15 protein-coding genes are annotated in these 14,420 nt (G+C 70.1%); 7 read left to right on the forward strand and 8 right to left on the reverse strand.

Translation table 11 applies throughout. The features are described from left to right. Window positions 1–121 precede the first annotated feature (121 nt). Genes OG361_RS17865 through OG361_RS17875 form a run of 3 tightly spaced genes read right to left on the reverse strand, consistent with a single transcriptional unit; the run spans window position 122 to window position 2,515 of the window. Window positions 122–1,120: an ABC transporter substrate-binding protein gene (locus tag OG361_RS17865; protein WP_384576087.1), complete on the reverse strand. Its 999-nt coding sequence runs from the start codon at window positions 1,118–1,120 to the stop codon at window positions 122–124. A gap of 17 nt (window positions 1,121–1,137) precedes the next feature. Next, window positions 1,138–1,827, reverse strand: coding sequence for an ABC transporter permease (locus OG361_RS17870; RefSeq protein ID WP_405854721.1), 690 nt, complete (start codon window positions 1,825–1,827; stop codon window positions 1,138–1,140). A 1-nt stretch (window position 1,828) separates the two neighbouring features. Next, complete coding sequence (locus tag OG361_RS17875) at window positions 1,829–2,515, reverse strand: ABC transporter permease (RefSeq protein ID WP_405854723.1); 687 nt, start codon at window positions 2,513–2,515, stop codon at window positions 1,829–1,831. A 144-nt stretch (window positions 2,516–2,659) separates the two neighbouring features. Between OG361_RS17875 and OG361_RS17880 the strand changes: the two genes are divergently transcribed. Then, window positions 2,660–3,631, forward strand: coding sequence for an ABC transporter ATP-binding protein (locus OG361_RS17880; RefSeq protein ID WP_405854725.1), 972 nt, complete (start codon window positions 2,660–2,662; stop codon window positions 3,629–3,631). Between the two features lie 141 nt (window positions 3,632–3,772). Here OG361_RS17880 and OG361_RS17885 read toward each other — a convergent pair whose 3' ends face one another. Continuing rightward, window positions 3,773–4,885: an alpha/beta hydrolase gene (locus tag OG361_RS17885; RefSeq protein WP_405854727.1), complete on the reverse strand. Its 1,113-nt coding sequence runs from the start codon at window positions 4,883–4,885 to the stop codon at window positions 3,773–3,775. Between the two features lie 166 nt (window positions 4,886–5,051). On the opposite strand from OG361_RS17885, the gene OG361_RS17890 reads away from it, so the two are divergent. From OG361_RS17890 to OG361_RS17915, 6 genes are all read left to right on the forward strand, one after another. Further along, the gene (locus tag OG361_RS17890; protein WP_405854729.1) at window positions 5,052–6,902 is read left to right on the forward strand and encodes a phosphatidylglycerol lysyltransferase domain-containing protein; all 1,851 of its coding nucleotides are present in this window, start codon (window positions 5,052–5,054) and stop codon (window positions 6,900–6,902) included. Between the two features lie 28 nt (window positions 6,903–6,930). Then, the gene (gene folP / locus OG361_RS17895) at window positions 6,931–7,791 is read left to right on the forward strand and encodes a dihydropteroate synthase (protein ID WP_405854731.1); all 861 of its coding nucleotides are present in this window, start codon (window positions 6,931–6,933) and stop codon (window positions 7,789–7,791) included. Between the two features lie 74 nt (window positions 7,792–7,865). Next, the gene (locus tag OG361_RS17900; protein ID WP_405862313.1) at window positions 7,866–8,285 is read left to right on the forward strand and encodes a nuclear transport factor 2 family protein; all 420 of its coding nucleotides are present in this window, start codon (window positions 7,866–7,868) and stop codon (window positions 8,283–8,285) included. A gap of 121 nt (window positions 8,286–8,406) precedes the next feature. Beyond that, complete coding sequence (gene folB / locus OG361_RS17905) at window positions 8,407–8,766, forward strand: dihydroneopterin aldolase (protein WP_017240053.1); 360 nt, start codon at window positions 8,407–8,409, stop codon at window positions 8,764–8,766. Beyond that, a complete protein-coding gene (gene folK / locus OG361_RS17910; RefSeq protein WP_405854734.1) occupies window positions 8,763–9,362 on the forward strand; it encodes a 2-amino-4-hydroxy-6-hydroxymethyldihydropteridine diphosphokinase in 600 nt (199 codons plus the stop codon). The genes folB and folK overlap by 4 nt, the downstream gene beginning before the upstream one ends. 48 nt (window positions 9,363–9,410) lie before the next feature. After that, a complete protein-coding gene (locus tag OG361_RS17915) occupies window positions 9,411–9,890 on the forward strand; it encodes a DUF3180 domain-containing protein (protein WP_405854736.1) in 480 nt (159 codons plus the stop codon). 3 nt (window positions 9,891–9,893) lie between these two features. Here OG361_RS17915 and OG361_RS17920 read toward each other — a convergent pair whose 3' ends face one another. From OG361_RS17920 to hpt, 4 genes are all read right to left on the reverse strand, one after another. Beyond that, window positions 9,894–10,895, reverse strand: coding sequence for a hypothetical protein (locus OG361_RS17920; RefSeq protein ID WP_405854738.1), 1,002 nt, complete (start codon window positions 10,893–10,895; stop codon window positions 9,894–9,896). Between the two features lie 71 nt (window positions 10,896–10,966). Continuing rightward, a complete protein-coding gene (gene folE, locus OG361_RS17925) occupies window positions 10,967–11,572 on the reverse strand; it encodes a GTP cyclohydrolase I FolE (protein ID WP_405854740.1) in 606 nt (201 codons plus the stop codon). Window positions 11,573–11,671: 99 nt separating this feature from the next. After that, window positions 11,672–13,699, reverse strand: coding sequence for an ATP-dependent zinc metalloprotease FtsH (gene ftsH, locus OG361_RS17930; protein WP_405854742.1), 2,028 nt, complete (start codon window positions 13,697–13,699; stop codon window positions 11,672–11,674). 172 nt (window positions 13,700–13,871) lie between these two features. Further along, entirely contained in the window at window positions 13,872–14,411 is a 540-nt protein-coding gene (gene hpt, locus OG361_RS17935) for a hypoxanthine phosphoribosyltransferase (RefSeq protein ID WP_030219931.1), read from the reverse strand. Window positions 14,412–14,420: the final 9 nt, after the last annotated feature.

A 14,420-nucleotide genomic window follows, 5' to 3' on the forward strand; every position in this document is an offset into this window, starting at 1 on the left:
TTTACCGTGCGTAGGCGTCATGTGGGGTGTCGGCCCGGCAATCTCTTGGCCACTTCTCGCCACAAGAAGTGGCCATGAACCGTTCCGGTTCCGTTTCGGGCCGACTCCCCTCACCCGCGACCTACTTGTTGAGCAGCCCCTTCGCCGTCAGATACTCCTTCGCGACGTCCTCCGGCTTGGCCCGCTCGGCGTCGACCTTGCGGTTGAGTTCGGCGAGATCCGCTGTGGTCAGCACCTTGGTGATCTTGTCGAGTGCGCTCGCTATCTCGGGGGCGCCGGCGTCCTTGGCGTTGACCACCGGAAGCACGTTGTCGGCGTTCTGCAGCTTCTTGTCGTCGGCGAGGAAGACGAGCCCGAAGCTGTCGATCGTGGCGTCCGTGGTGGTCGTCAGGACCAGCTGGTCCACCCCGTCCTTGACGGCCTGCTTGGCCTGCGGGGTCCCGACCCCCTTGGGGTCGATGCCGGCCACGTCGATCCCGTACGCCTTCTTCAGACCGGGCGCGCAGAAGGGCCGTACGGCGCATTCGTCACCGGCCGCGATCTTCACCTTGATCTTGGCCCGGCCGAGATCGGAAAGCGTCGTCAGCTTGTTCTTCTCGGCGAATTCCCTGGTCACCGCGAAGGCGTTCTGATCGACCGCCTCGCCGACCGCGAGCACCTTCAGTCCGCGCGGTTCGGCGAGCTTCCGCAGCGCCTCGACCGTCGCGGTCGCGTCACCGGAGGCGACCGGCTTGTCCTCGGGCGCCTTCGGGCCGTTCACCTTCGCGTTGAGGAATTCCGCGATCGTCGCCGCGTATTCCGGTACGACGTCGATCTCGCCCTTCTCCAGGGAGGGCTCGTACAGCTCGCGGTTCTTCACGGTGGTGATGGAGACGGAGTATCCGGCGGCCCGCAGCGACTGGGCGTAGAGCTCGGCCAGCACCTTCGACTCGGTGAAGGCCGCGGCGCCCACCACCAGCGAGCCCTTCTCCGTGCCGCCGGACGCGCCGGAGTCCCCGGAGCTCTTCTTCTTGCCCCCCTCCAGGCTGTCACCGCCGCACGCGGCGAGGGAGACGGCAAGCGCCGCCGTGCCCAGTACCGCACCCGCGATACGCGAGACCCTGTTCACACGATCACCCATCCCAGTCATCAGCTTCGTCAGGTCGTTCGGTCGATCGATCCGCGCGCACGCGAGGGCCCCGCGAGGAGCCGGTCGGCGGCCGCGAGCACGGCCTCCACCAGAAGGGCGAGCAGGGCTACGAGCACGGCGCCCGCCACCACTTGAGCGGTGTCGTAGAGGGCGAAGCCGGCCGTGATGATCCGGCCCAGGCCGCCCTGGCCGACCATCGCCGCGACCGTCGCCGTGGCGACCACCTGCACCGCCGCCGAGCGGACCCCCGTCATCACCACCGGCCGGGCCAGGGGCAGCTCGACCCGGCGGAAGAGCTGGCCGCCGGTCATTCCCATGCCCCGCGCGGCCCGTACCGCGGCCCGGTCCACCTCCCGCATCCCCACGTACGCGTTGGTGAGGAGCGGCGGTATCGCGAACAGCACCAGGGCCACCACGGTCGGCACGTATCCGGCGTTCCGCAGGGGCGAGACCATGAACAGGGCGAGGACGGCGAAGACGGGGACCGCCCGCCCCACGTTGGACACGTTGACCGCGAGCGCCCCGCCCCGGCCGAGGTGGCCGAGCCAGAGCCCGAGCGGCAGCGCGATCGCCGAGGCGATCAGCAGGGCCGCCCCGCTCACGTACACGTGCTCCGCGAGCCGCTGCCCGACGCCCTCCTCGCCGGTCCAGTGCGCGCCGGTGGTGAGCCAGGCCCAGGCGCCCGTCACGATGCCCATCTCACGCACCCCCCGGCGCGGTCCGTATGCGTGCCCACGGCGTGAGCAGCCGCTGGAGGCCCAGGAGCAGCAGGTCGGCGACGACGGCGAGCAGCACGCACAGCACGGAGGCGGCGAGCACCTGCGCCTTGAAGAAGGTCGGCAGCGCGTCCTCGATGAGATTGCCGAGCCCGCCGCGGCCGACGACCGAGCCGACCGTCGTCAGCGCGATCGTGGAGACCGTCGCCATCCGTATGCCGGCCATCAGGACCGGCAGCGCCAGGGGGAGTTCGACCTCCCACAGCAGCCGCCACGAGCCGTACCCCATGCCCCGGGCGGCCTCGCGGGTCTCGGCCGGCACGGCGTCGAGCCCCGCCAGGGTGTTCCGCACGAGGATCGTCAGCGCGTACAGCACGAGCCCGGTCACCACGAGCGCCGCGGAGAGCCCGAAGACGGGCAGGAGCAGCGAGAACATCGCGAGCGACGGCACCGTGTAGAGCAGGGTCGTCAGTCCGAGGACCGGTCCCGCGAACCGGGGCCTGGCCCGCACGAGCAGCGCCAGGGGCACGGCGACGACGAGCGCGACGAGCACGGACACCACCGTGATTCCCACATGCTGGAGCGTCGCGTCCGTCAGCTCCTCGCTGCGCGTGCGCAGGTACTCCCCGCATATCCAGTCGTTGGTGACCAGACAGTTCGGCGTGCTCATCCGTCCCTCCCCCCGGGCCGTCCACCCGCCCCGAACGTATGCATGACGACCCTAACCCCCGCCACCGACATCCCCCGGATCCGCCACAATGCGGCAACACGCCCTTCACACAGCCCCGGTGGCCAGGGGCCAGAATGGGGAACCATGATCCGGTTCGAGCACGTGACCAAGCGGTACGCGGACGGCACCACGGCCGTCGACGACCTCTCCTTCGAGGTCGCCGACGGCGAACTCGTCACCCTGGTGGGGCCGTCCGGCTGCGGCAAGACGACCACGATGATGATGGTGAACCGCCTCGTCGAACCGACCTCCGGCCGCGTCCTCGTCGACGGCCGGGACATCGCCGACGTCGACCCGGTCGCCCTGCGCCGCAAGATCGGCTACGTCATCCAGCAGGTCGGGCTCTTCCCCCACCGCACCGTCCTCGACAACACCGCGACCGTCCCCGCCCTCCTCGGCTGGAAGAAGGCCGCGGCCCGCGCCCGCGCCGCCGAACTCCTCGACCTCGTCGGCCTCGACCCCGCCACCTACGGCTCCCGCTACCCCGCCCAGCTCTCCGGCGGACAGCGCCAGCGCGTCGGCGTCGCCCGCGCCCTCGCCGCCGACCCGCCCGTCCTCCTCATGGACGAGCCCTTCGGCGCCGTCGACCCCGTCGTCCGCGAGCGCCTCCAGAACGAGTTCCTCGCCCTCCAGGCCACCGTCCGCAAGACGGTCCTCCTCGTCACCCACGACATCGAGGAGGCCGTCCGCATGGGCGATCGCATGGCCGTCTACGGGCAGGGCCGCATCGAGCAGTTCGACACTCCCGCCACCGTGCTCGGCTCCCCCGCCACCCCGTACGTGGCGGACTTCGTCGGCAGTGACCGCGGGCTCAAGCGGCTCGCCGTCACGCCCGTCACCGAGGCCGATCTCGACCCGCTGCCGAAGAGCGCCGGAACGGGCCAGGACGGGGCCCCCGCCCCCGTACCCCTCGGCACCTCCCTCAAGGACGCGCTCGCCGTCCTCCTCCAGCACGACACCGGCCGCCTCACCGTGACCGGCGCCGACGGCCGCTCGGTCGGCGTCCTCACCCCGGAGGGGGTCCACCGGGCACTGCGCCGCGCCTCCACCCCGTGATCCGGCGAACTCCACCGGCACACGGGGCGAACTCCACCGGCTCACGGAACGAAGTCCGCCGGCTCACGGATCGAACTCCGTCAGATCACCCCGGCAGTCCGTCAGGTCGTCGGACAGTCCATCAAGTCGTCGGGCAGTCCGTCAGGTCGCGCTGAGCTTCCCGCCCATCCAGGCCATCCCCGCCGGGATCTCCCGGTTCCACGTGTTGAAGTTGTGGCCGCCGCTCTCCAGCGTGATCGACGAGACCCGCGCCGGACTCCGCACCTTCTTGATGAAGTCGAGCGTCCCCCGCAGGTTGTCCTCACCCCGCTTCGACGTCGTCACGAGGAACGACGACTTCCCCTGCGGCAGGTGGTCCAGGCTCCACAACAGGTCCGCCCGCTTGCGCAGCCGGTCGTCCCCGTGGAAGAGGTCCCCCGTCGTGACGTCCTCCGCCGCCCGGTAGTACGCGGAGAACCCCGCCCCCGCCGCGAACCGGTCCGGGTGGTGCAGCGCGATCTTCAGCGCGCAGTACGCCCCGGTCGAGTTCCCCATGAACCCCCAGTTCCGGGGCTCCGTCCCCACCCGGTACGACTCCGAGACCGCCTTCGGCAGATCCTCGGCGAAGAAGGTCTCCGTCTGCGGGCCCCCCGGCACGTCCACGCACTCGGTGTCCCGCGGCGGCGCCACCGTCGGGCGGAGCATCACCAGGATCATCGGCTGCATCCGGCCCTCCTTCGCCTGGAGGTACGCCGTCTTCGGGTACTTCAGCCCCTTGATCAGGTTCTCCGCCGTCCCCGGATACCCCGTGAGCACCACCGAGGCCGGGAACGTCCGCTTCGCGTACCGCTCCTGGAAGTACTCCGGCGGCAGGTAGACGTAGGCCGGCGAGGTGATCCCCGACCGCTCCCCCGCCATGACCACCTTCTGTATCTGGCCGCCGACCTCCGGACGCCCGCCGCCCGGCACGTCGAGCGCCTGCACCCCCACCACCCGCAGGTCCTTCGCCCCGGCCGCGTGGTCGACGACCACGCCCATGTCCTGCTCCTGCCCGAACAGATCCGCCCAGGAGCCGTAGAAGAGGAACGACCGGTTCGCCGCGAGACCCACCGCCGCGAACAGCGCCACCTGGGTGGCGAGCAGCAGCCCCACCCGCCCCACGACCACGCGCCACCCGCGCCGGGCCAGCCGCGGCCACAGCCGGACCGTGGCGAGGAACAGCACCACGGCCAGCGCCACGGCCAGCACGAGGACTTTGTCGCTGGTGAGCCCCATGAGACGACCGAGCCTTCTTTCCAAGAATTTCCTGTGAACCGATGAACCCGGCCCCGCGCCACTCCGTCCTAGAGAACGCACCAACCGGAACGGCCCGCCGAACGCGCCGCAGGGCCCGACCGGGAGTCAGAAACCCCTCGCAGGACCACGGGAAGCACGGGAAGCCATGTCTGTCACGGTAGATGGGGACAAATCGGGATTGGTTCCGGTTCGGGTACGCCGGATTCTCCACGGCCCCCGCCCCGAGAAGGTCCCCACCCTCGTCGGCACGGCCTGCACCCTCATCGGCCTCATCGACATCGCCGCGGGAGTCTTCCCCCGCTTCCGCGCCAGCCGCATGCACGCCGTCGCCGAAGTCCTCCCCGGCACCCTCGGCCCCCTCTCCGCCGCCCTCTCCCTCAGCGCCGGCGTCCTCCTCCTGCTCCTCGCCCACGGCCTCAAGCGACACAAGCGCCGCGCCTGGCGCGCCGCCGTCGTCCTCCTCCCCCTCGGCGCCGCGGCCCAGTTCGTCTGGCGCCACTCCGTCATCGGCGCCCTCCTCTCCCTCGTCCTCCTCACCCTCCTGCTGCGCCACCGCGGCGAGTTCGCCGCCCTCCCCGACCCGCGCAGCCGCTGGCGAGCACTCGCCAACTTCGTCGTCATGGGCGCCGGATCCATCGCCCTCGGCCTCGTCATCGTCAGCGCCCACCCCCGCCGCGTCGTCGGCGACCCCAGCCTCGCCGACCGCCTCGAACACGTCCTCTACGGACTCCTCGGCATCGAAGGCCCCGTCGCCTACACCCGCGGCGTCGACTGGACCGTCGGCTACTCCCTCGGCGCACTCGGCATGCTCACCGCACTGACCACCATCTACCTGGCCTTCCGCCCCGAGCACCCCGCCGCCCGCCTCACCGACCACGACGAGACCCGGCTGCGCACCCTCCTCGACCAGCACGGCGGCCGCGACTCCCTCGGCCACTTCGCCCTCCGCGACGACAAGGGCGTCGTCTTCTCCCCCAGCGGCAAGGCCGCCGTCTGCTACCGCGTCGTCTCCGGCGTCATGCTCGCCAGCGGCGACCCCATCGGCGACGTCGAAGCCTGGCCCGGCGCCATCGAACGCTTCATGGACGAGGCCAAGGCCCACTCCTGGACCCCCGCCGTCATGGGCTGCTCCGAGACCGGCGGCCAGGTCTGGACCCGCGAAACCGGCCTCGACGCCCTCGAACTCGGCGACGAGGCGATCGTCGACGTCGCCGACTTCTCCCTCTCCGGCCGCGCCATGCGCAACGTCCGCCAGATGGTCAAGCGCATCGAACGCAACGGCTACACCACCCGCGTCCGCCGCGTCCGCGACCTCGGCGACGAAGAACTCGAACGCGTCCGCCGCGCCGCCGCCGACTGGCGCGGCACCGACACCGAACGCGGCTTCTCCATGGCCCTCGGCCGCATCGGCGCCCCCGGCGACGGAGACGCCGTCATAGCGACCGCCCACAAGGACGACCCCGACGACCCGGCCCACCACGCCTCCCCCTACGGAGACCTGAAGGCGATCATCCACTTCGTCCCCTGGGGCCCCGACGGCATGTCCCTCGAACTCATGCGCCGCGACCGCTCCGCCGACCCCGGCATGAACGAACTCCTCATCGTCGCCGCCCTCCAGGCCTCCCCCGGCCTCGGCATCGACCGCGTCTCCCTCAACTTCGCCATGTTCCGCTCCGCCCTCGCCCGCGGCGAGAAGATCGGCGCCGGCCCCGTCCTCCGCGTCTGGCGCGGACTCCTCGTCTTCCTCTCCCGCTGGTTCCAGATCGAGTCGCTCTACAAGTTCAACGCCAAATTCCAGCCACGCTGGGAACCCCGCTTCGTCGTCTACCGCAACAGCCGCGACCTGCCCCGCATCGGCTTCGCCGCCCTGCGCGCCGAAGGATTCGTGAGCCTCTCCCTGCCCCGCCCCTTCACCCGCAGCCGCCCCGCCCCGGCCCCCCGACCCTGCGCCCACCTCATCCACGCCCCGGCCGAGCGCGAGGTCCGCGCGGCCTGATCTCACCCCTGGGCCCTACGCTGGACACATGAGGACGACGATCGACCGGGGCACAGCCCAGGGCCTGCCGGAGTGGGACCGCTGCGCGGTCATGGGCGTGGTCAACGTGACCCCCGACTCCTTCTCCGACGGCGGCCGCTGGTTCGACACCACGGCCGCCGTCAAACACGGCCTCGACCTCGTCGCCCAGGGCGCCGACCTCGTCGACGTCGGCGGCGAGTCCACCCGCCCCGGCGCCAGCCGCGTCGACGAGGAGGAAGAGCTCCGCCGCGTCGTCCCCGTCGTCCGCGGCCTCGCCGCCGAAGGCATCACCGTCTCCGTCGACACCATGCGCGCCGCCGTCGCCGCCCGCGCCGTCGAAGCCGGCGCCGTCCTCGTCAACGACGTCAGCGGCGGCCTCGCCGACCCCGCGATGGTCCCCACCGTCGCCGCCGCCGAGGTCCCCTTCGTCGTCATGCACTGGCGCGGCTTCAGCCAGGACATGAACAGCCTCGCCGTGTACGACGACGTCGTCGCCGAGGTCGTCGCCGAACTCCGCACCCGCCTGGAGGCCGTCGTCGACGGCGGCATCGCCCCCGAGCGCATCGTCGTCGACCCCGGCCTCGGATTCGCCAAGCTCGCCCCCCACGACCTGGCCCTCGTCGCCCACCTCCCCGAGCTCCGCGCCCTCGGCCGCCCCCTCCTCGTCGCCGCCTCCCGCAAGCGCTTCCTCGGCCACGTCCTCACCCGCGACGGCGCCACCCCGCCCCCCGCCCGCGAACGCGACGCCGCCACCGCCGCCGTCTCCGCCATCGCCGCCCACGAAGGCGCCTGGGCCGTCCGCGTCCACGAGGTCAGGGCCACCGCCGACGCCGTACGCGTCGCCAGGGCCGTCGAGGGAGCCGCGTGAGCCACACCCCCGGCACCGGCCGCAGCGCCGACGAAGCCGCCGTAGAAGCCGCCAACACCGCCTTCTACGAGGCGATGGAGACCGGCGACTTCGAAGCCGTCTCCACCCTCTGGCTCGACGACGGCGCCACCCCCATCACCTGCGTCCACCCCGGCTGGCCCGTCCTCACCGGCCGCGGCGAGGTGCTCCGCTCGTACGCCCTGATCATGGCGAACACCGAGTACATCCAGTTCTTCCTCACCGACCTCAGAATCTCCCTGGCCGGCGGCACCGCCGTCGTCACCTGCACCGAGAACATCCTCAGCGGCGGCCCCGCCGAGGACGGCGCCGAGCTCGGCCCCCTCGTCGGACAGCTCGTCGTCGCCACCAACGTGTTCCGCGACACACCGGACGGCTGGAGGATCTGGTCCCACCACGCCTCCCCCGTCCTCATGGAGACCGAGGGAACCGACTCCGAACGGCCCGGCACGGACGGCACCGAATCCCAGGCCTGACCCGCCCCCGGCCCCCCGAGGGCAAGCTCTGTCGGTCCCCGCAGGTAGATTCGAAGTGGACACCCGGCCGTCCGCACCCGGCTGCGTGGCCACCCGAACTACGACAGCAGGAGTGATTCGCGTGGATCGTGTCGCGCTGCGCGGCCTCAAGGCCCGGGGCCACCACGGCGTCTTCCCCAAGGAGCGCGAGGAGGGCCAGACCTTCATCGTGGACCTGGTCCTCGGCCTGGACACCCGCCCGGCGGCCGCCGACGACGACCTGGCGAAGACCGTGCACTACGGCATCGTCGCCGAAGAGGTCGTCGACGTCGTCCAGGGCGAGCCCGTCGACCTCATCGAAACCCTCGCCGAGCGCATTGCCCAGCAGTGCCTCAGCCACGCCGGGGTACAGGAGGTGGAAGTCGTCGTCCACAAGCCGGACGCGCCCATCACCGTGCCCTTCGACGACGTCACCATCACGATCACCCGGAGCCGACGATGAAATCGACGCACAGTGATCCCACCGTCCAGCCCGTACCGGCCTCCGTCGTCGCCGCCGTCGACGCGGCCGACGTGACGCTCTCCAACCCCCGCTGGGCCGTCCTCTCCCTCGGCGCCAACCTCGGCAACCGCCTGGAGACCCTCCAGGGGGCCGTCGACGCCCTCGAGGACACCCCCGGCCTCCGGGTCAAGGCCGTCTCCCCCGTGTACGAGACGGAGCCCTGGGGTGTCGAGCCCGGCAGCCAGCCCTCGTACCTCAACGCCGTGACGCTCGTGAAGACGACGCTGCCGCCCTCCTCCCTCCTGGAGCGGGCCCAGGCCGTCGAGGAGGCCTTCCACCGCGTCCGCGAGGAGCGCTGGGGCGCCCGCACCATCGACGTCGACATCATCACGTACGCGGACGTCGTCTCCGACGACCCCGTCCTCACCCTCCCGCACCCCCGCGCCCACCAGCGCGCCTTCGTCCTCGCCCCCTGGCACGACGTCGACCCCACCGCACAGCTCCCCGGCCACGGCCCGGTCGCCGAGCTCCTCGCCGCCCTCGACCGCACGGGCGTCACTCCCCGTGTCGACCTGGAACTCCGTCTGCCCGAGTAGTCGTTACGCTCGTGGCAGACCGCCCAGCGACCACATGAAGGACACCCGGTGAAACAACTGCGGCTGAAGGTACTCACCGGACTGTTCCTCGCGGCCGGCATCCTCTCCTGGGGTGCCACCCGCCTCTGGGACTCGGTCGGCACCCTCCCCAGCGTGCCGATCGCCGCGCCCATCGTCCTCGCCGTGATCGCGGTCGTCCTCACCGCGACCGCCCTCTCGATCCGCTCCCGCCTCAAGGCCCAGCGCGAGCGCCGCCCCGGCGCCAAGGGCGTCGAGCCCCTGATGGCGGCCCGCGCGGTGGTCTTCGGCCAGGCGAGCGCGCTGGTCGCCGCCATCGTCGCCGGCATGTACGGCGGCACGGGCGTCTTCCTCCTCGGCTTCCTCGACGTCCCGGCCCGCCGCGACCAGGCCCTCTACGCGGCCCTGGCGGTAGCGGCGGGCATCGGCGTCATCGCCGCCGCCCTCTTCCTGGAGCACGTCTGCAAACTCCCGGAGGACGACGACGAGAACCGGTCGCCCGCCGCCTGAGGCCTACCTGGGCTCCCGCACGAGGTGCCCGTTGACCAGGAAGGTCGGATACGGGGCCAGCCGGTAGCTGTAGAAGGTGAAGGGCTTGGTTCCGAGGGCGGGGCGGGGGCGGACCTCGTGGACCTGGATCCAGGAGGATTCGTTGAGGTGCAACGGGTGCAGTTCGGGCCGAAAGGTGTCCCTGCTGGGCCAGCGATCAGCGATGTAGAGGCGCGACGCCCGGCCCCGTACGCCCTCGGGGGTGAAACGCGCTCCGATGATTGGTGCCCACTCCTGCAGAAATGGCACGTTGGCACTCGCCACCACCCGGCCCTCGAAGTTCCCCCATGTCACCTGGCAGCCGTCCCCGTCCACGTAACCGTCCATGAAGCCCGCGAACGTCTCCACATCCCGCAGGACCACGCGGGGGAAGCGCTGACGCATGTGGTGTGCATCGCCACCCACATACTGCCGCACTAGGTCGGACAGGTACGACGAGACCACGCGGACCCGGAAACCCGCCACCTCTCGTTCGAGGTATCCGGACGGGCGGCTGACCGCCTCCAGCCGCGCGGGAAGCCCCGTGCAGGCAGTCAGAGCAGCCGCGTACCGGGAAGCAAAGCCCTCGTCGTTGACGATTAAGGACACATAGTTCTTGTGGACGGTCCCGTCCGCACAGGTGGCGCCCACAAAGTAGCCGAACTCGTACCCCGACCTGATCGTCAGACGCTCCCGGCACAACCTCCGCGCATGCGTCCAGGCGACCGTCTTCCCTGCCGCGTCGGCTGCATGCGTCCAGCCGCCCGGAGTGGCCAGCAGCAGGTCGGGGCTCGCCACGAAGGTGGAGTGCTCCGTGACCACGTCGACGGCGCCACGCGCTTTCACCGCCGCCACGTCCACAACTGTGGTCTGCACCGTCCGGTCACCGTCCAGCGTCCACATCGCGCTGTCCGGAACCACGTTCTTCGCCTGAACGCAGCCGTCCACCAGGTTCACCAGCATCTTGCTGGTCAGCCCGTACCCCATACCGATCCCCCTTGATCAGCGATCAACTCCACTGATCAAGGACGGTATGGAGCAAGGCGGACAGCCGACTACTAACGGGCCAATATCAGGGACATGGCCTCGGCACGTGTAGTAGCGTCACGCAGTTGGCCACGTACCGCCGAGGTCGTCGTCTTCGCACCCGGCTTACGGACGCCACGCAGAGCCATGCACATGTGCTCCGCCTCGATGACGACGATCGCACCCCGGGCCTCGAGGATACGCATCAGCGAGTCGGCGATCTGCGTCGTCAGGCGCTCCTGCACCTGCGGGCGGCGCGCGAAGACATCGACGAGACGAGCCAGCTTGGACAGTCCCGTAATTTTGCCCGATTCAGCCGGAATGTAACCAATGTGAGCTACACCATGAAATGGGAGCAAATGGTGCTCACATTGCGATGTCAGTTCGATATCCTTCACGAGGACCATCTCGTCGTGGCCGAGGTCGAACGTTGTCGTCAGGACATCCTCGGGCTTCTGCCACAGCCCCGCGAAAAGCTCCCTGTACGCCCGCGCCACCCGCGCCGGCGTCTCCCGCAGTCCCTCGCGGTCCGGGTCCTCGCCGACCGCGATGAGGAGCTCTCGTACGGCGTTCTCGGCGCGCTTCTCGTCGAACTCGCCGATCGTGCCCTCGCCGTCCAGCGTCACCGGGTCGGTCATCTCTGTGCCTCGTTCCATCTGAACCGATACGCGAAATGCCGCGCCCTCACAGGCTAAAACCTGTGAGGGCGCGGCATCCATTCCGGGGTGCCCGGGCGGTCAGTCCTCGGGGGTGTCCACCGGGGCGATCTCGATGCCCTTGGTGGTGTCCACGGGGGCCGACGAGCCGTTCGCCGTGCCGTTCGCGCTGTTCGTCAGGGCGAGCTCCTTGGGGGAGAGCACCGGCGGGCGCGTGGAGGGCGTGCGGCGGGAGGAGCCGGTCCAGGCCGGGCGGGCCGGGCGCTTGACGATGGGGGCGAAGATCTCGGCGATCTCCTCCTTGCCCAGCGTCTCCTTCTCCAGCAGCGCGAGGACCAGGTTGTCGAGAAGGTCACGGTTCTCGACGAGGATCTCCCAGGCCTCGTTGTGCGCGGTCTCGATGAGCTTCTTGACCTCTTCGTCGACCAGCGCCGCGACCTCTTCCGAGTAGTCCCGCGGGTGCGACATCTCGCGCCCGAGGAACGGCTCGGTGTTGTCGCCACCGAACTTGATGGCGCCGAGCCGCTCGGTCATGCCGTACTGGGTGACCATCGCGCGGGCCGTGGCCGTGGCCTTCTCGATGTCGTTCGCCGCGCCCGTGGTCGGGTCGTGGAAGACGAGCTCCTCGGCCGCGCGCCCGCCGAGCATGTAGGCGAGCTGGTCGAGCATCTCGTTGCGCGTGGTCGAGTACTTGTCCTCTTCCGGCAGCACCATCGTGTAGCCCAGGGCACGGCCGCGGGACAGGATGGTGATCTTGTGCACCGGGTCGGAGTTCGGCGAGGCCGCCGCGACCAGGGCGTGACCGCCCTCGTGGTACGCGGTGATCTTCTTCTCCCGGTCCGACATGATCCGGGTCCGCTTCTGCGGGCCCGCGACCACGCGGTCGATCGCCTCGTCGAGCGCGTTGTTGTCGATCAGCTTCTGATCGCCGCGCGCGGTGAGGAGCGCCGCCTCGTTGAGGACGTTGGAGAGGTCCGCTCCGGTGAAGCCGGGGGTGCGTCGGGCGACGGCGCCGAGGTCGACGTCCGGTGCGACCGGCTTGCCCTTCTGGTGGACCTTGAGGATCTCCAGTCGGCCCTGCATGTCCGGACGGTCGACGGCGATCTGCCGGTCGAAGCGGCCGGGGCGCAGGAGGGCGGGGTCGAGGATGTCGGGCCGGTTGGTGGCGGCGATCAGGATGACGCCGCCCTTGACGTCGAAGCCGTCCATCTCGACGAGCAGCTGGTTGAGGGTCTGCTCGCGCTCGTCGTGGCCGCCGCCGAGTCCGGCGCCGCGGTGGCGTCCGACGGCGTCGATCTCGTCGACGAAGACGATGGCCGGTGCGTTGGCCTTGGCCTGCTCGAAGAGGTCGCGGACGCGGGAGGCGCCGACACCGACGAACATCTCGACGAAGTCGGAGCCGGAGATCGAGTAGAAGGGCACCCCGGCCTCGCCGGCGACGGCGCGCGCGAGGAGCGTCTTGCCGGTTCCGGGCGGGCCGTAGAGCAGGACGCCCTTCGGGATCTTGGCGCCGACGGCCTGGAACTTCGCGGGCTCCTGGAGGAATTCCTTGATCTCGTGGAGTTCCTCGACGGCCTCGTCCGAGCCTGCGACGTCGGCGAAGGTCGTCTTCGGCGTGTCCTTGGTGATGAGCTTCGCCTTGGACTTGCCGAACTGCATGACGCGGGAGCCGCCGCCCTGCATCTGGTTCATCAGGAAGAGGAAGACGACCACGATGAGGACGAAGGGCAGGAGGGAGAGCAGGATCGAGACGAAGGGCGACTGCTTCGTCGGGGAGACGGTGTAGCCCTTCTCGATCTGCCCGGCCTCGAACTTCTCCTGCAGCTTGTCGGCGAGGTCTGCGCCCTGGGTGCCGATGTAGCTGGCCTGGACCTTGCTGCTCTTGTCGATCTTCTGGCCGTCGATGAGCTCGATCTTGATGATCTGCTCGTCACCGGTGGTGAGCTTTGCCTGCTTGACCTGGTTCTTGTCGATCGCCTGGACGACCTTGCCGGTGTCCACCGTCTTGTAGCCCTCGGACGAGCCGACGACCTGCATCAGCACGACCACGGCGAGGACGGCCAGCACGATCCACATGACCGGCCCACGGAAGTATCGCTTCACGTCCATCCATACGGGGCGAGAACGCCCCGTCCCTCCTGCCCGTAGGAAAATGCTGCTGTGAGTGCTGCTGTGTGAAAAAGCTGTTCTTCGGACGGTACCTCAGCATCGTCGCCCGCGACCGCCTTCCCGTGGTTCAACGGGGGGAAGGCGGTGCGGGTTCCCCGTACGGCCTCGGTGTTCAGCCGCCGTAGACGTGCGGGGCGAGCGTGCCGACGAACGGAAGGTTCCGGTACTTCTCGGCGTAGTCGAGGCCGTAGCCGACGACGAACTCGTTGGGGATGTCGAAGCCGATCCACTTGACGTCGATCGCGACCTTGGCGGCCTCGGGCTTCCGCAGGAGGGTGCAGACCTCCAGGGAGGCGGGCTCGCGCGAGCCGAGGTTCGACAGCAGCCAGGACAGGGTCAGGCCGGAGTCGATGATGTCCTCGACGATCAGGACGTGCTTGCCCTTGATGTCGGTGTCGAGGTCCTTGAGGATCCTGACGACGCCGGAGGACTGGGTTCCGGCGCCGTACGAGGAGACGGCCATCCAGTCCATGGTGACGGGGGTGGACAGGGCGCGAGCCAGGTCCGCCATCACCATCACCGCGCCCTTGAGGACGCCGACGATGAGCAGGTCCTTGCCCGCGTATTCCGCGTCGATCTTCGCGGCCAGCTCTGCCAGCTTGGCGTCGATCTCTTCCTTGGTGATGAGCACCGACTGGAGGTCGGTGCCCATGTCCTTCTC

Origin of the sequence: Streptomyces sp. NBC_00090, assembly GCF_045160815.1 — a bacterium.
GTDB lineage: Bacteria > Actinomycetota > Actinomycetes > Streptomycetales > Streptomycetaceae > Streptomyces.